General features: G+C 58.8%; 14 protein-coding genes. 6 read left to right on the forward strand and 8 right to left on the reverse strand.

The window, feature by feature from the left end:
• The first annotated feature begins 246 nt into the window (after positions 1–246).
• Positions 247–528 carry an HU family DNA-binding protein gene (locus F7D08_RS00220; protein WP_003830278.1) on the forward strand — a complete coding sequence of 94 codons (282 nt, stop codon included), beginning with the start codon at positions 247–249 and terminating at the stop codon, positions 526–528.
• Between the two features lie 81 nt (positions 529–609).
• Here F7D08_RS00220 and pafA read toward each other — a convergent pair whose 3' ends face one another.
• The 6 genes from pafA to F7D08_RS00250 all read right to left on the reverse strand — a co-directional run bounded on the left by pafA (position 610) and on the right by F7D08_RS00250 (position 7,343).
• Positions 610–2,112, reverse strand: a complete 1,503-nt coding sequence (gene pafA, locus F7D08_RS00225; RefSeq protein WP_152209079.1) for a Pup--protein ligase — start codon at positions 2,110–2,112, stop codon at positions 610–612.
• Positions 2,112–2,315, reverse strand: a complete 204-nt coding sequence (locus F7D08_RS00230; RefSeq protein ID WP_152208760.1) for a ubiquitin-like protein Pup — start codon at positions 2,313–2,315, stop codon at positions 2,112–2,114. Before F7D08_RS00230 ends, pafA begins: the two co-directional genes overlap by 1 nt.
• A gap of 12 nt (positions 2,316–2,327) precedes the next feature.
• A complete protein-coding gene (locus tag F7D08_RS00235) occupies positions 2,328–3,200 on the reverse strand; it encodes an inositol monophosphatase family protein (protein WP_152208761.1) in 873 nt (290 codons plus the stop codon).
• Between the two features lie 11 nt (positions 3,201–3,211).
• The gene (gene dop, locus F7D08_RS00240) at positions 3,212–4,876 is read right to left on the reverse strand and encodes a depupylase/deamidase Dop (RefSeq protein WP_152208762.1); all 1,665 of its coding nucleotides are present in this window, start codon (positions 4,874–4,876) and stop codon (positions 3,212–3,214) included.
• 166 nt (positions 4,877–5,042) lie between these two features.
• A complete protein-coding gene (arc, locus tag F7D08_RS00245) occupies positions 5,043–6,608 on the reverse strand; it encodes a proteasome ATPase (RefSeq protein WP_152208763.1) in 1,566 nt (521 codons plus the stop codon).
• A 39-nt stretch (positions 6,609–6,647) separates the two neighbouring features.
• Positions 6,648–7,343: a DedA family protein gene (locus F7D08_RS00250; protein WP_152208764.1), complete on the reverse strand. Its 696-nt coding sequence runs from the start codon at positions 7,341–7,343 to the stop codon at positions 6,648–6,650.
• A 38-nt stretch (positions 7,344–7,381) separates the two neighbouring features.
• Here F7D08_RS00250 and serB point away from each other — a divergent pair, with 38 nt between their 5' ends.
• The 4 genes from serB (at position 7,382) to fmt (ending at position 12,166) form a co-directional block, all read left to right on the forward strand.
• Positions 7,382–8,098: a phosphoserine phosphatase SerB gene (gene serB / locus F7D08_RS00255; protein ID WP_152208765.1), complete on the forward strand. Its 717-nt coding sequence runs from the start codon at positions 7,382–7,384 to the stop codon at positions 8,096–8,098.
• A 39-nt stretch (positions 8,099–8,137) separates the two neighbouring features.
• Entirely contained in the window at positions 8,138–10,357 is a 2,220-nt protein-coding gene (locus F7D08_RS00260) for a primosomal protein N' (protein WP_152208766.1), read from the forward strand.
• A 79-nt stretch (positions 10,358–10,436) separates the two neighbouring features.
• Positions 10,437–11,141, forward strand: a complete 705-nt coding sequence (locus F7D08_RS00265) for an HAD family hydrolase (protein WP_152208767.1) — start codon at positions 10,437–10,439, stop codon at positions 11,139–11,141.
• A 26-nt stretch (positions 11,142–11,167) separates the two neighbouring features.
• Positions 11,168–12,166 carry a methionyl-tRNA formyltransferase gene (gene fmt / locus F7D08_RS00270; RefSeq protein ID WP_152208768.1) on the forward strand — a complete coding sequence of 333 codons (999 nt, stop codon included), beginning with the start codon at positions 11,168–11,170 and terminating at the stop codon, positions 12,164–12,166.
• A 188-nt stretch (positions 12,167–12,354) separates the two neighbouring features.
• Here the strand turns inward: fmt and F7D08_RS00275 are convergent, their stop codons facing one another.
• Complete coding sequence (locus F7D08_RS00275; protein ID WP_152208769.1) at positions 12,355–12,885, reverse strand: ClbS/DfsB family four-helix bundle protein; 531 nt, start codon at positions 12,883–12,885, stop codon at positions 12,355–12,357.
• A 281-nt stretch (positions 12,886–13,166) separates the two neighbouring features.
• Complete coding sequence (gene ilvD / locus F7D08_RS00280; RefSeq protein WP_152208770.1) at positions 13,167–15,032, reverse strand: dihydroxy-acid dehydratase; 1,866 nt, start codon at positions 15,030–15,032, stop codon at positions 13,167–13,169.
• Positions 15,033–15,256: 224 nt separating this feature from the next.
• On the opposite strand from ilvD, the gene rpoZ reads away from it, so the two are divergent.
• A complete protein-coding gene (gene rpoZ / locus F7D08_RS00285) occupies positions 15,257–15,571 on the forward strand; it encodes a DNA-directed RNA polymerase subunit omega (protein ID WP_033890206.1) in 315 nt (104 codons plus the stop codon).
• Positions 15,572–15,706 lie beyond the last annotated feature (135 nt).

Genomic DNA, 15,706 nt, shown 5'->3' on the forward strand with positions numbered 1-15,706 from the left:
TCCCTCTTTTTGAAGGCCTTGCAAGCCGCTGCAGTGCCAAAAACAGGCAAATCGTCAATAAAACCGCGCACAGGACCTCCCATTGTGGGCCAACTTCCATCTAATGAGCGAATTCAACGAAAAATCACGGAAAAAAGATGTGAAAAGCCTTATAAAATGCGGGTTTAGGCAGGCCCATGCGCTATCATCATGTGATGAACACGGACAGGTAACCGTGCCTGCCCACTGACTCAAGAAGGATGCTTTATGGCATACAACAAGTCTGATCTCGTCTCGAAGATTGCCCAGAAGTCCAACCTGACCAAGGCTCAGGCCGAGGCTGCTGTTAACGCCTTCCAGGATGTGTTCGTCGAGGCTATGAAGTCCGGCGAAGGCCTGAAGCTCACTGGTCTCTTCTCCGCTGAGCGCGTCAAGCGCGCTGCTCGCACCGGCCGCAACCCGCGCACCGGCGAGACCATCAACATCCCGGCTTCCTACGGCGTGCGCATCTCCGCTGGCTCCCTGCTGAAGAAGGCTGTCACCGAGTGACCCTTCGCATCCAGCGAGCCTATTAACGCTTCAAAGCGAGATAGTGAGCGAAACCCCGACCACGATGGTCGGGGTTTCGTTTTACCTCAACGTATTCATCAACGTTTCAAATTCCGAAGTGGATGCGGCACTGAACGGATCCAGAAGCACCGCCTCGCGACGTTCGGGGGCGGTCACGGTCAAATGGGTCCAGTCGGCGGAGAACTGAGCTCCCGAGGCGAGGGCCGCTTCCACGAACCGGCCGCGCAACGCGGCGCGGGTGTCTTGCGGAGCCTCATGCACAGCATGCTCCGTCTCATCGGCAGTCAATAGCTGGCGCATCTGTGAACGGTCGGCCAACGAACCATACAGCCGTCCGTTGGCGATGTCATGGTAGTCAAGTTCCAGCTGCTCCAATTGCACGAAAGTCACATCCGGGCGACGATGACGAAGCGCCTTGAAAACCCGGCGCTTGGCGGCCCAGTCCGCACAATCGGCAAGCGCATCGTAGTCGCCCTGTTCCAAAACGCTGAGCACACGATCCCATTGTTCCAATATCACGGCTGTCGGCGAAACAGCAGCCGTGCTTTCGGACATGCCCCTCATGGATGTCTCACCGGCGAGTGCGGCATCCATCGCCTCACGATGGCCGGCCACGAACGACTCGACTGCGCTATGGTACCGGCGCTGCAGCTCGAGTGCGGTCACGGATGCTCCAGAAGCCAGCGACAGTTCGGCATCAGGCGCGTCCAGGAATCGGCTCACCGTACGGTTAGCGGCGGCCGGGTCGGCAAACGCCCAATCCTCGAAGCCGGAAGAGCCCCCCCGTCGGAATGCATCTTCGATAACGCACAGCACCAAATGGGTCACGGCGAGTTTCATCCATGTCGCCCACTGCGATCGGTTGGAGTCGCCGATGATCACATGCAGACGGCGGAATGCATCCGGATCGGCATGAGGTTCGTCACGCGTATTGACCATCGGGCGCGAGCGCGTGGTGGCCGAGGAGACGGCCTCATCCAGGAAGTCCGCGCGCTGGGTGATCTGGAAACCATCAGGGGTCATGCGGCCTGCACCGGTATACAGCTGACGGGTGATGAGGAATGGCAACAGCTGGCGCTCGATGGTTTCCAACGGCACAAAGCGACGAACCAGATAATTCTCATGGCATCCGAACGCGTGACCGGCTGAATCCACATTGTTCTTGAACACGTGGATGGTCGCCTGTCCCCCATAGGATTCACGCAGTTTGCGCTGCGCCTTCAAAGCCAGGTTGCGCATCACGCGTTCGCCGGCGAGGTCCTGGGCCAACGCCTCTCGAGGATTGCGCGCCTCGGCCGTGGCATATTCGGGATGCGAGCCGACATCCAGATACAGGCGTGAGCCGTTGGTCAGATACGTGTTGGTGGAGCGGGAGCGGGAGACGACGGGCTGGAACATGGTCATGGCCACTTGGCCCGCGTCCACTGGTCTATTGGCCCCGGTCACCGCGACACCGTATTCGGTCTCCACGCCGAAAATACGGCAGAACCCGTCCATCTCAGCGGATGGCACGGGTTCTGTGGCGTGGAGGGCACGGGTACCGCTATCACGCAATTGGGGCATCATTCGCCGCCTTTTTGCACGAAGCTGTTGACGTATTCCTCGGCATTGGTTTCCAGCGTGGACTCGATGTCGTCCAGAATGCTGTCCAACACATCGGACTGGTCTTCGCCCTGCTGTTGTGCATCGGTTCCAGCGGTCGTGAGGACATCATCCTCATGGATGTCCTGCGACTGGGATTGCGGCTGTTCGAATTGCTGTGGCATAGTCGTCTTCTTCTATTTCAGGTATTGCTTGAGATCGCGCACGATAAGACCGTTGGTGGCTACCACGTCATTATCATGACGCCAGTGGATGCGGTCGCCATCCCAGCGGCTCAAGGTTCCTTGCGCTTCCCATACCACTACGGTGCCGGCGGCGATGGCGGGGATATCCCACACATGCAGCATCGGCTCAAAGTAGGCGTCATACGTGCCGTCCGCCACCTTGCACAAATCGAGGGAAGCCGGGCCGACTCGCTTGATGTCGGCCGGTTTGCCGGCCACCAGGGCGGAGGCCACGTCCAACGCACGCTGGGATTCGCCCGGCAGGAATGACATGCCGTAGCTCAGCACGGAACCTTCCAGCGATGAGGTCATGGAAGGCACGACCTTGTCTCGCTTTTCGCCCACAGCGGTCTTGTGGATGCGCACTGCGCCCGCTCCCTTGGCCGCCAGATAGGTCAGTCCCAGCGCCGGGGCGTGAACCACACCGAGAATCGGCCTGGGCTCGTTGTTCTCGTCGAATTCGAACAGTGCCGCAGTCAACGTCCATTCGCTCATGCGCCGAACGTAGTTGATGACACCGTCGATCTTGCCGATGTACCAGTATCGCTGGCCTGGGCGGCTTGTCGCCGGGCGTGTGGACCAGAAGCCGTCGAAATGGGCGATATCGGCCAGACGAGTACTCATAAAACGCAGTATCCTGCCATCGGCCTCCAACTTGTAGCGGTTGCCGACGCCCGGACGACCATCATCCGAAACGGACTGCACAATATTGCGCGGGTTAATTTGGTCATGGAGGGCATGCTTGCCGGCTTCTTCGAGGAGCGCGGCTACCGTCAGCGCGAGGCTGCGCAGTTCCTGTGGGCTCTGTGTCTTTGTGTCTTCCATAACAATCCAGTCTAACCTTTCGTGGTGATGGCCAACGCCTTCAACAGATCGATGGCGTGTTCCGCACCATCAATCTGAGCCTCACAATCCTCTTTGGTAAATCGCAATGGATTGGAAATGTCCAGCGAGAACACATTGGCCGCCGATGCAGCGGCATGGCTGGCATTGCCATAGAATTCCGCGGAATCCTCACGTTCCACGGATTGTGCATCGCGCGCGGTCAGCCGTGACCAACTGACCGCCGCGATTTCGCCGCCGAATCTGCTCACCAAATTACCTCTCAGCCATGCTCGGGTGTTTTCCGGCGGTTCCTGAACCGCAGCCGCAATGTCTTCAGCGCGCACCACCTGTTCCGTGCGCGCGGACAGCTTGGTGAAGATGCCGGTCTTCGGATCCAGCGCAGCCCACGCCAGATCAATCGCCTTGAGCCGCGGGTCATTCCAGCCGTTTGCCGCCGAATGAGCGGCACCTGCGATTTTGCGGCGCATCTTCTCCAGCAACTGCCATTTGGCCAGCCATTCCACGCGCCTCGCCTCATCGCTCAATGCCAATCGGGCGTCGTCATCGGCGGCATGGCGAATGGCTGCGACGTCGGCGAGCGCCTGACCCCACATGGCCATGATCGATGTGGTCGGCTTATCCGGCCAGGCCGGCTCTCCAGCGGTATCGCTGCCGTCGACCAGTGCGGCGACCTGATAGACGGCCTGACGCAGTTTCAGCTGAATCAGCCACGCGTTGGTTTCACCGCCTCGTTCCAAAGGCAGAGGCGCGCTCAGCGTAAGATCATGCGACACCGTGTGCATGGCCGCTACCGGATCGGCGAGTTCCAATCCGCTCAGGAACGTTTCAACGTCGAAGTCCGCTTCCTCGGCATGCTCCAGCAGCCACAACAACATGCTGGTGGTGCCGAGTTTCAACGCCTGCGGTACTTGCATACGGTTCGCATCTCCCACGATCACATGCAGACGGCGGTATTCGTCAGTGGCGTGGGATTCGTCTCGCGTGTTGATGATCGGCCGTTCGAACGTGGTCTGCAGACCGATTTTGGCATGGATGTAGTCGGCTCTCTGGCTCAACTGGTATCCGGTCCGTTCACTATGTTCACCAAGTCCAACGCGGCCCGAACCTGCATAAATTTGCCGAGTAACAAAGTGCAGAGTCATCAGGCGAGCGACTTGATTGAACGGCACGCCGCGCAGCATCATGTAGTTCTCATGCGTGCCCCAGCTGGAGCCTTTGCCATCCACATTGTTGCGGTGCAATACGATGGGCGTTCCCGTTGCCGCTGCGGCACGTTCCGCGGCAGCCTGCATGATGAGGTCGCCGGCATGGTCGTAGCGCACGGCTTCGAAGGGGTCCGTGGTTTCCGGCGCCGAATATTCGGGATGTGCGTGATCGACATATACACGGCCGCCGTTGGGAACAATCACATTGGTGATGTTGAGCTGCGGCGAATCCGTCAGCATATCCGGGCGGGCAGCTGCGCGTTCCAGCCGGGTGCCACGCGCATCGTTGACCGGATCTTCCTGCCGATAGTCCCATCGGATGGTGCTGCTGTGCCGGTCAGCGGCACCGTTGACCACATCAAAGGAAAGTTGCACCGGATTGTAATGACCAGCGCCTTTGAGCGAAACCGCGTATTCGGTCTCGGTACCCATCACTCGTTGCACACTCATGCCCGCTCCTATTCCCTCACCCTGATCCTATCGACTGTAGGGTTTTGAACACTGACTGTAGGTTTTCTAACGAAATATGTTCAAAACCCTACAGTCAGTGTTCAAAGTCCTACAGTCAGTGTTCAAAACCCTACAGTCGACTGGGGTAATGCCTGTCAATCAACCATCATTGCACCGCGCGGATGCGTCGCACCGGATCCATCCCGTTGATGCGGGACCATTGCTCCGGGTCCACATCCGTCATGGAGTCGCGAGTTTCCTGGAATTCGTCCTCCACGGCGGCGGCCAGCAGCGATATGGTCAGCGCCACATCCTCACCGGACTCGATTGATTGCTTGACCGCTCGGGTCTTGGCCCGGTCCACAATGTTTTTGAGCATCGCACCGGAGACCACATCCGCCAGGAACAACGCGGACCATTGGCCGGATTCGCTTTGCACATCGCAGACATGGCGGCGCTCGGAAGTCTCATAAATATCGCGCACCAGCACCATGGAAAGCGTATGCGCATCAACACCGGGCTCCAGCGGCAAATCGTCGGTCAGATAATGGCTGACGATGGCGATGGCCTGATTCATCTTGGGTCTGCCGATGCGAATCTTCACATCGAGACGCCCCGGGCGCAATACCGCAGGATCAATCATGTCCACACGGTTAGAGGCACCGATCACCATCACGTTATCCAGCGACTCCACCCCATCGAGTTCGGAGAGGAACTGCGGCACGATGGTGGTTTCCACGTCCGAGGAGACACCCGAACCACGGGTGCGCAGCAGCGAGTCCATCTCATCGATGAACACCACGACCGGCCTGCCTTCGGCGGCGCGTTCGCGGGCCCGTTGGAAAATCAGTCGAATCAGACGCTCGGATTCACCCACATATTTATTCAGCAGCTCCGGACCTTTGACGGATAGGAACACACCTTTGACCATGCGCTCGGTGTCAGTCACCGTGCCATCGCCGTCCATGTCGTAGCCGCCTTCGCACAGTGCATTGGCCACGGCTTTGGCGATCATCGTCTTGCCGTTGCCAGGCGGGCCATACAGCAGCACGCCCTTCGGCGGCTTCAAATCGTAGCGTTCGAACAGCGCACGATGCTGGAACGGCAGCTGCACGGCGTCCCGGATACGGCTGATCTCGGCATCAAGACCGCCGATGTCCGCGAAACTGACATCCGGCGTCTCTTCAAGCACCAGGTCCTTATCACCTTCGACCGGTAGCACTTCCAAAGCCAGACGCACTGATGAATCGACAATCAGACGATCGCCTTGGTTAATAGAGGTGTGGGCCAAGGCTCCGGAGCGGCGAATCAGCATCGGATTGCCAGAAGCATCCGTGACGATGATTCTGCCGTCATCCAAGGCTTCCTTCACTATGCGAATCTGGCCCACGGTGTCGCTGTCCCGCTGCTCGACCAGCACTAGTTTCTCATTGAGCATCACCGTGGCACCAGCCGTGAGACGGGCCGCATTCACATTGGCGGCCACCGGCACCACCATGCGCCGCACGCCGGAGATGACCTCTGCCGAGGCATGCTGAACACCCTCCGCATCGATATGCGAGGAGTCGACTTTGACCATGGTGGCGAAGGTCAGCGGAGGCTGCGCCAGCTGGGCCAACTGAGATTTCGCTTTGGTCAGTTCCTTGCCCGCTCGAGACAATGCTTCGGCAAGCGCATGATTGCGCGCCATCAAACGATCATTCAATGCGGCGAGGTCTTCTGCTTCGCTCATTCGACTCCCTCGGCTATGCGTGGATTGCGTTTTCGGTTACTACTGCTTCCTATTACGCACCACACTACGCACTTTGCGCACCACGAACCATACGATGACCACAACCACCGCCGCAATGACCACATCCTCGAACACGCCAAGCGCGCCCTGGATCGAGCACCATTGGTCGCCAAGCAGATAGCCGGCGGAGACCAGAATCGTGTTCCACACGGCGGAGCCGAGCAGAGTCCAGCCGGTGAATTGCAGGAAGTTCATACGGTTGAAGCCGGCCGGAATCGAAATCAGCGAGCGCACCACCGGAATCACACGTCCGATCAGCACCGACCAGGTGCCGTATTTGGTGAACCAATCGTTTGCTTTGCTTACATCGTTGCGGCTGACGCCGGGGATCCTATCGGCAGCTCGATTGATGCGATGCAGACCTACCCACCGGGAGATGCCGTACAACACCCATGCGCCAAGCAGGGATCCGATGGTGGCCCACACAATGGCACCGGGCAGGCTTAACGTTCCTCGAGCCGCCGTGAAGCCGGCAAGTGGCAGAATCACCTCGGACGGAATCGGAGGAAACACGGATTCCAACGCGATGGCCAAGGCCACGCCTATGCCGCCGATAGTTTCCATCAGAGCAATCAACCATGCGGTGATGGCTCCAATCAGCCCCCCATCGGAGGCGGTGCAGATCGGGGTCGGGTCTGCCGCGAGAGAGACGGCAAGCTCAGGGGAAAAACTCATAGCGGGTATTGTCCCAAGGTTTTTCGACAATCTAAGGCATGATGCAAGAAGATGCGCACTTTGTTGACAAATCCGCCGAGGTTGAGGCTGGGGATGCCTTGTCGATGATTCCTGCCCCCACGTTGAGTAAACCGGGTCTGTTGGTGATGGATGTGGATTCCACGCTGATTGACGAGGAGGTCATCGATGAGCTGGGCGAGGCCGCCGGCAAAGGTGCGGAAATCTCCGAAGTGACCGATCGGGCGATGCGCGGTGAGCTGGAATTCTGTGATGCGTTGCGCGCACGCGTGGCGCTGCTTAAAGGTCTGCCGGCATCCGTGTTCGACACTGTGCACGACAAACTGCACTTCACCAACGGCGCTTTGGAGCTGATCGACACCCTGCATGAGCACGGCTGGAAGGTCGGCGTGGTGTCGGGAGGCTTCCATGAGGTAGTGGATCGTCTTGCCGCCGAAGGCCACATTGATCTGTGGATTGCGAATCGCCTTGAGGTCGAGGACGGTAAGCTGACCGGTCAGGTGCTCGGTGAGATCGTGTGCAAGACCGTGAAGCTGCATGCGTTGCGCGCTTGGGCGGAGCGTCTTGGCGTGCCGATGAGCCAGACGGTGGCTGTGGGCGATGGCGCGAATGACATTCCGATGATTCAGGCCGCGGGCCTCGGTCTTGCATTCTGTGCCAAACCGAAGACTCAGCTTGCCGCCGACGACGCCATCAATACGCGCGATCTTCGTCTGGTGCTCGACTATCTGAGGTAAATATTTTCCCTCGCTCGATTCTCCATTTATAGTGGTTCCATGACTTTTGAGGGTGCGGAACAGTTGACGCTTGCGGGGCTTGCCCCACGCAAGCGTCGCAAGCGAGCGCCCGCAGAGCATTCGCCGGCCGTGCACCTTCCCATCGCCCAAGTCGTGCTGGAAGTGCAGGCACTGCATCTAGGCCAGACATTCGACTACCTCGTTGATGAGAAGGACAGTGATACCGCGCAACCTGGCGTGCTGGTCCGTGTTCGATTCGGCGGGCAGCGGGTCAATGGCGTGATTTGGAGGCGTGCCGCGACCAGCGCTACGCCTCAATCTTCGCTGCGTTATTTGGAACGCGTGGTGAGTCCGGATGTTTTGGTGCCGGAGTCCATGCGCGAGGATATTTCGTTGATTGCTGAAGCATACGGCGGCACACGCGCGAATATCCTACGTTTCGCCGTACCCCCTCGTGTGGCCAAGGTGGAAGCCGAACAGCGGCTGGCGGCATCGTTCACACGTCAGCTCACATCTCAGGCAGTCAGGGGTGCCGAACAGGCGTATCAGCGGATCAGCGCCAATTATGGCGACGCTCATGTGCTGCAGGAATCATTGACCGGCAACCGTTTCCAAGCATTCGTATTCGACCTGATGCCCGGCGCGCAGGAATGGCAGAAGAACATGGCGTGGATGGTGGCCACAGCACGGACCGCTGGCAAATGCGCTGTGGTGGAACTGCCGACCATGCGTGAAGTCAATGATCTGCTTCCTATATTGCGCAATTATGGGCTGATGCCGTTTGCCCCCGCGGCGAATGGGGGCTGGGCGGGCGATGTGGCTGTGCTTAATGCCGAGTCCATGCCAGCAGCCGACCGGTACCGCACATATCTGGCGGTGGCATTGGGCCAGGTGAAGGTCGTGATCGGCACCAGAGCCGTGGCATACGCGCCGGTTGAAGGCCCCGCATTGTTTGCGATTCTTGAAGATGCCGCCTATCAGAACATGGACGGCATGATGCCCTATCCGCAGGCACGTGGGGTGATGCGGCTTAGGGCCAAGGCCCATGGAGGCGTATTCGTGGCCATGGCCAACGCTCGCACACCGCAAAGCCATTGGGAAAACACTGGGCCGGATACAGTGGAGACTCCGGTGAGCGGGTTCTCGGCGGCAATCCATCCATTGGCTTCCCCTTTGAAGGATGCGACGCCATGGGTACGTTGGCTGAACCGCGAGGAATTGACTCGGCTCGCCGACCCCACCATCGGAGCACGCGTGCCGCATACCGCCGTGCGCGTATTAAGCAAAGCATTGGAAAGCGGGCCCGTACTGCTTTCCATCCCTCAGGACAGCATGAGCGAGACCTTAAGCTGTGCGAAATGCCACCGCCAGGCTCGATGTCCGAAATGCGCTGGCCCATTGCAGGTACCGTCCGATCGCGCGGACAATACACCGCGATGCCGTTGGTGCGGAGCGCCAGCCCTGAATTGGGCATGCCCTGCCTGTAAGCATGAACGAATGCGTGTGGTGCGCGTAGGCGCAGCCGGTACGGCCTCGGAATTGGCCGGTCTTTTCCGCGGCATACCCATGGTGGTGTCCAGCAAGGCACGTGGCGTGGTGCCGGAGGTACCGGCCAAACCACTGATCGTCATCGCCACACCGGGATTCGAGCCTCGGGTCCGCCCTGCAGAAAGTACACAGGGTGCCGCTGGGCGGGAATACCGTGCCGTCGCAATCCTTGATGCTTGGACGAGCCTATACCAGCTTGGCGTGGATGCCCGTTTGGACACCCTTACCGCATGGATGCGTGCGGTGGCATTGTGCGCGCCACGTTCACGCGAAGGGCAGGCGTTGATCCTTGGGGAAACCGACCCAGCAATCGCGCAGTCGTTGATGACTTGGGACTCGCGGATTCTCGCGGCCAAAGATATGCAGGAACGTGTGGAAACCGGCATGCCTCCCGCCGTGGCCGCCGCTTGCATATGGGGACGCAGAGATGCCGTGATGACGCTGATGCAACGCATCGGCGTGCTTGGCGGTGATTGGACTGTGTGCGGCGAATTGCCCGGCATGCTGGGCCCGGTGCCGATCCCGCAACCGGAGACGGTCGATGCCCGTGAACTGGAGGCCACAGCCGATAGGGTCAAAGCCGTGGTGCGTGTGCCGCAGATTCGACGAGCGGAACTTGCCGAACGACTGCAACGGGAAACGGCCCGCCATGTGGCGGCACGGGAGCTGGGCGAACTTCGGTTCCGCATCGACCCCAAGGACTTGATCTGATCAGCACCGCGCACTCAGTCGTCGATACATGGAACCATGGAACCTGACGCATATCCAACGACTACAGAAAGAGGCTGCAATGAAGGGTTGGCCAGGAGAACCGGATATGGAATACGACGTGCTGGTGGCGGACGGCGAAGCAGCCGTCAACGCCAGCAAACCAATCACCGATGTGATCTTCGATTTCGGTAATGTGCTGATTTATTGGGATCCTGCTGCCGTGCTCATCCCCCGATACAGCCAGAACACCATCGACGAGTTCCTCGATAACGATATCTCCGGTTTCTATGATGTCAATGACTTGATGGACGGCGGCATGAGCACCAACGAGGCCATCGCCGTTATGCGCGAACGTAAGGGCGACAAATGGGCGGATATGCTGCAGTACTATATCGACAATTTCCGTGATTCGCTGACCGGCATCGTGCCGGGCGCACGCGTGCTGGTAAACGACTTGAAAGCCGCCGGCATCGGAGTCTGGGGACTGAGCAACTGGGAGGCCAGCCTGTTCCATGTGGCCGAAGAGCAGTGCGATATCCTGCAGCAGTTGGACGGCAAACTGGTCTCCGGCTTCGTCAAACTGCGCAAGCCGCACAAGGAAATCTATGAGGCCGCGCTGAGGGAATTCGGCATCAAGGCCGAAGGCGCGGTGTTCATCGATGACAAGGCCATGAACATCGTGGGATCCAATGCCGTGGGCATCCGTGGCGTGCGTTTCCAAGACCCGGTGAAGCTGCGCCAACTGCTCATCGCCAACGGCGTCAAAATTCCCAACGTTCAGTAAACAACGCTTAAACCATAAGGAGATTCATGCTCAAACTGGTGTTCGCAGGCACCCCTGATGTAGCCGTACCGTCGCTCAAAGCATTTGCTGCCGACCCGCGCTTTGATGTGGTGGGCGTCATCACTCGCCCGGATGCGCCTACCGGCCGTGGCCGCAAATTGATGCCAAGCCCGGTGAAGTCGGCTGCAGTGGAGCTGGGATTGCCGGTTATTGATCTCAAACCGCGCTCCCCCGAGTTCCTGGATGCACTCAACGCCCTTGGCGCGGATATCGCCGCCGTCATCGCCTACGGCAATATCCTGCCGAAGAACGTGCTGGATGCGGTGCCGATGGGCTGGTACAACCTGCATTTCTCCAATCTGCCGAAGTGGCGTGGCGCGGCTCCGGCTCAGCGCGCCATCTGGGCGGGCGATGCCACCACCGGCGCCGACGTGTTCAAAGTCGGCGAAGGCTTGGATGACGGTCCGATTGTAGCATCGATGACCGTGGCGCTTACCGGCCGCGAAACCTCCGGCGAGCTGCTTGACCGTTTGGCCGAGGAAGGCGCACCCATGTATGTGGATGCGCTGGCCGCTGTGGGCGATGGCACGGCAACGTTCACACCGCAACCAGCCGAAGGCTTGGAATACGCGCACAAGATCACCGTGGAGGATGCGCGTATCAACTGGGCGAATCCAGTCGAGTCCATCGACCGTCAGATTCGCGCCTGCACCCCGCATCCGGGCGCTTGGACCAAGCTGTATGTGGAAGGCCTGCCGGAAAATGCAAACGCTGAGTCCGCTGAAGGTTCCGCTCAGTCACTCACCCTGCACGTGCTCGCCGCACAGCCGTCTGATACTACCCATCCGAACACGCCCACCGGCTTGCAGCCCGGCGAGCTCAGAGCCGGCAAGAAGAACGTCTGGGTCGGCACCGGCACCACGGCGCTGGAGCTCACCCAAGTCAAGGCGCAAGGCAAGAAGGCCATGCGCGCCGCCGACTGGGCCCGTGGAGCCCGCCTCAGCGAATCCGCCTGCGTGAGGTAGCAGCTTTACCTATCGCTGTACAGTCAGAGCGATCACACATCTTCCACCGCTCTGACTGTACATTTTCCGCCACTTTGGTTGTACGTTTTCCACCGCAGCACTTATGCGCGCACGAGAAGAAGCAGGACTCTCCCAAGAACAGCCTGCAGCGCTCTCGCATATTTCCCGCCAATCATTATTGATGCGTGTCATGCAAAATCTATAGCACTATCTTTTTTCCATTTTCTGATTTTTGTTCTAAAGGTCCCAAATGGTGCAACAGTATTCACATGTATGAACTTATAGACTTCCCACACTGCTGTTTTAGTTGCTTCATCAGCCCATTTCCTCATGTGCGGAGCAAATAATTCCTCTTCACTCATCGAATCAATCAGTGCATATAAAGAATTAACGTTTTCTTCTAATTGAGCTTTTAAAGCATTGATTGATAGATGAGCGTACTCATCATTAAACCACTGGTATAGCTCACCAAGCTGATTCCATGTAAAATCGTCCGATGGAGTACGTACGTGGAGTCCGTTTCTTTCATCCTTTTCCCACTTAAGGACCAACGTCGTCCATCCAACTTGATAAGCGAGGTTCTCAGCCGGAGTCCTATCAACGCTATCGACTATCTTATCTTTTAAAGATTCCGGTATATTATCAAATTCTGAAATATATTTTTCAAATGATTTTTTTATTTCAACTTTCAGTTCCTCTTTATTTGCATATTTTCTCACATAAACACCCTTTACAAATTCATAGTCTCTTCGGCATACGGTACAAAAATAGCCTTTCGCGACGAGGCGAAAGGCTATGCTGCGTTCCTATGGAACTACCCCTCAGGCGACTTCAACGCCAGCTCCCCCTGACAAGGGGAACTAAGGCAGGCAATCCCAGCAGTGCCGCTATCAGGCGAGGCCGGAGAGCTTGTTGATCAGGTCGGGATCGCGTGCCGAACCGTTAAGCGGACAGCCCAGTGGGCTGTCCATAGGTGAGGGGAGCAGCTATGCTGCGACGGCTACGCGAGTCCCGAAAGCTTGTTGATCAGGTCGGGATCTCGCGTAGCACCCTTGTCGGCGGAGCGAGCGAAGGCGGCGTAGGCCTTCAGGGCCTGGGACACCTTACGGTCGCGGTGGGCAACGTAGCCATCGCCGGCTTCGAGCTCGGCACGACGCTCGGCCAGCTGCTCGTCGGTCAGCTCGACGTTCACCGAACGGTTCTCGATATCGATGTTGATGATGTCGCCGTTCTTGATGAGCGCGATCGGGCCCTTGTTGGCGGCCTCAGGAGCGATATGGCCGATGGCCAGACCGGAGGAACCGCCGGAGTAACGGCCGTCGGTGAGCATGGCCACCTGCTTGCCGATGCCCTTGCCCTTGACGAAGGAGGTCGGGTACAGCATCTCCTGCATGCCCGGACCGCCCTTCGGACCTTCATAGCGGATCACCAGTGCCATGCCGGGCTTCAGGGTGTCGTCCAGAATCACCTTGATGGCTTCCTCCTGGGATTCGACCACCAGAGCCGGGCCGCGGAACTTCCAGATCTCCTGCGGCACGCCTGCGGTCTTCACCACGCAGCCGTCAGGAGCCAGGTTACCGCGCAGCACGGCGAGGCCGCCTTCGTGAATCTCCGGGTGGTTGATGTCGTGGATGGCGCCGTTCTCACGATCGGTATCGAGCGTGTCGAACAGGGTGGTGTGCGTCCACGGCTCCGGGGAGATGATGTGGCCAGGCGCGGCCTTGTACATCTGCTTGGCCTCCTCGGTGCAGGTCGATCGCATGATATCCCAATCGTTGAGCTTGTCCTCAAGGGTCGGGTAATCGATGGAATGCACGTTGCGGTGCAGCTTGCCGGCGCGATCGAGCTCGCCCAGAATGCCGGTGATACCGCCTGCGCGGTGCACGTCGGAGATCTCCCACTTGCCGGACGGCGAGGCCTTGCAGATGCAGGGCACGGTGTGGGAGATACGCTCGATGTCATCCAGCGTGAAATCCACGTCCGCGGACTGGGCCATGGCCAGAATGTGCAGCACGGTGTTGGTGGAGCCGCCCATGGCCACATCCATGGTCATGGCGTTCTCGAAGGCTTCCTTGGTGGCGATGGAGCGCGGCAGCACGGAATCGTCGGAATCGCGGTAGTACTGGTTGGCGATCTTCACCACCTGCTCGGCGGCACGCTTGAACAGGTCCTTGCGGTAGGAGTGGGAGGCCAGAATCGTGCCGTTGCCAGGCAGTGCCAGACCGATGGCCTCGGTCAGGCAGTTCATCGAGTTGGCGGTGAACATGCCGGCGCAGGAACCACAGGTCGGGCAGACGGTCTTCTCGTAGTTGAGCAGATCCTCTTCGGAGACGTTGTCGTCTGCGGAGGCGTACATCACGGAGATCAGATCCGTGTTCTTCTTGACGGTGCCGTCGGCCAGCACGGTGGTGCCGGCTTCCATCGGGCCGCCGGAGACGAACACGGTCGGGATGTTGAGTCGCAGTGCGGCCATCAGCATGCCCGGGACCACCTTGTCGCAGTTCGGGATGCAAATCAATGCGTCGGCGCAGTGGGCGTTGCACTGGTATTCAACGGTGTCGGCGATGATATCGCGGGAAGGCAGGGAGTAGAGCATACCGGTATGGCCCATGGCGATGCCGTCGTCCACGGCCATCGTGTTGAACTCGCGGGGGATGCCGCCAGCTTCCTTGATGGCTTCGGAGACGAGACGGCCCACCTTGTTGAGGTGGACGTGGCCAGGCAGGAACTCGTCGAAGGAGTTCGCGATGGCGATGATGGGCTTCTTGCCCATGTCGTCGCCGCTGACGCCAGCGGCACGGTACAGGGCGCGCGCGCCTGCGAAGACGCGGCCGGACATGAGTTTTGCAGATCGCATTTCAGTCATGACTCCATTCAAGCCCTTGCATGGGACACGTCTCTTGTCAAGAGTCGAATAATGGAATTTTCGAAAATGTAACCTTTTTCACACCTATCTGCGGCAGTTTCTCCGCTGAAAACTGGTAGACGGCAATCCAGCGCCGGCAGATGCTCAATCAGGCATAAGTCCCGCCACAAGGCTACACTTGCTTCGGTTGAGATAGATTTTCCAACGTTTGGAGACACATACTTATGGCAGAAGATACCGAGGTTAAGGGTAACGAGGCGTTCGGCACTGACCCGCACCCCACCGGTCTTGCAAATCCGCCGATTGACGACCTGATGAAGCACGCCGACTCCAAGTACGCGCTGGCCATTTTCGCCGCCAAGCGTGCCCGTCAGATCAACTCCTACTTCACCCAGCTCAACGAAGGCCTGCTGCAGAACGTCGGCCCGCTGGTGGAATACCAGAACAACGAGAAGCCGCTGTCCATCGCATTCCGCGAGATTGACGAGGGCCTGCTCGAGGAGACCTTGGGCGAGGACGACGTCAACGAAGGCAACTGATACTTCGACGCTCCCCCGATATATGCCACCGATGTTAGGCAAGTCACTCGCAGTTTTCCTGCCGATGCACTTGCTTTAGCCACATCGATAGACTATAAATCGAACAAGAGCAAACATGCACAGGGCTCGCGCCAC

It is taken from the genome of Bifidobacterium cebidarum (assembly GCF_009193305.1).
GTDB classification, from domain to species: domain Bacteria; phylum Actinomycetota; class Actinomycetes; order Actinomycetales; family Bifidobacteriaceae; genus Bifidobacterium; species Bifidobacterium cebidarum.

Bases quoted from the DNA above. Each gene is read 5' to 3' on its own strand.
- rpoZ (WP_033890206.1), top strand. From the start codon at position 15,257: ATGGCAGAAGATACCGAGGTTAAGGGTAACGAGGCGTTCGGCACTGAC.
- F7D08_RS00235 (WP_152208761.1), bottom strand. From the start codon at position 3,200: ATGGAAGACACAAAGACACAGAGCCCACAGGAACTGCGCAGCCTCGCG.
- F7D08_RS00260 (WP_152208766.1), top strand. From the start codon at position 8,138: ATGACTTTTGAGGGTGCGGAACAGTTGACGCTTGCGGGGCTTGCCCCA.
- F7D08_RS00230 (WP_152208760.1), bottom strand. From the start codon at position 2,315: ATGCCACAGCAATTCGAACAGCCGCAATCCCAGTCGCAGGACATCCAT.
- pafA (WP_152209079.1), bottom strand. From the start codon at position 2,112: ATGCCCCAATTGCGTGATAGCGGTACCCGTGCCCTCCACGCCACAGAA.
- F7D08_RS00250 (WP_152208764.1), bottom strand. From the start codon at position 7,343: ATGAGTTTTTCCCCTGAGCTTGCCGTCTCTCTCGCGGCAGACCCGACC.
- F7D08_RS00220 (WP_003830278.1), top strand. From the start codon at position 247: ATGGCATACAACAAGTCTGATCTCGTCTCGAAGATTGCCCAGAAGTCC.
- ilvD (WP_152208770.1), bottom strand. From the start codon at position 15,032: ATGACTGAAATGCGATCTGCAAAACTCATGTCCGGCCGCGTCTTCGCA.
- F7D08_RS00265 (WP_152208767.1), top strand. From the start codon at position 10,437: ATGAAGGGTTGGCCAGGAGAACCGGATATGGAATACGACGTGCTGGTG.
- fmt (WP_152208768.1), top strand. From the start codon at position 11,168: ATGCTCAAACTGGTGTTCGCAGGCACCCCTGATGTAGCCGTACCGTCG.
- serB (WP_152208765.1), top strand. From the start codon at position 7,382: ATGATGCAAGAAGATGCGCACTTTGTTGACAAATCCGCCGAGGTTGAG.
- arc (WP_152208763.1), bottom strand. From the start codon at position 6,608: ATGAGCGAAGCAGAAGACCTCGCCGCATTGAATGATCGTTTGATGGCG.
- dop (WP_152208762.1), bottom strand. From the start codon at position 4,876: ATGAGTGTGCAACGAGTGATGGGTACCGAGACCGAATACGCGGTTTCG.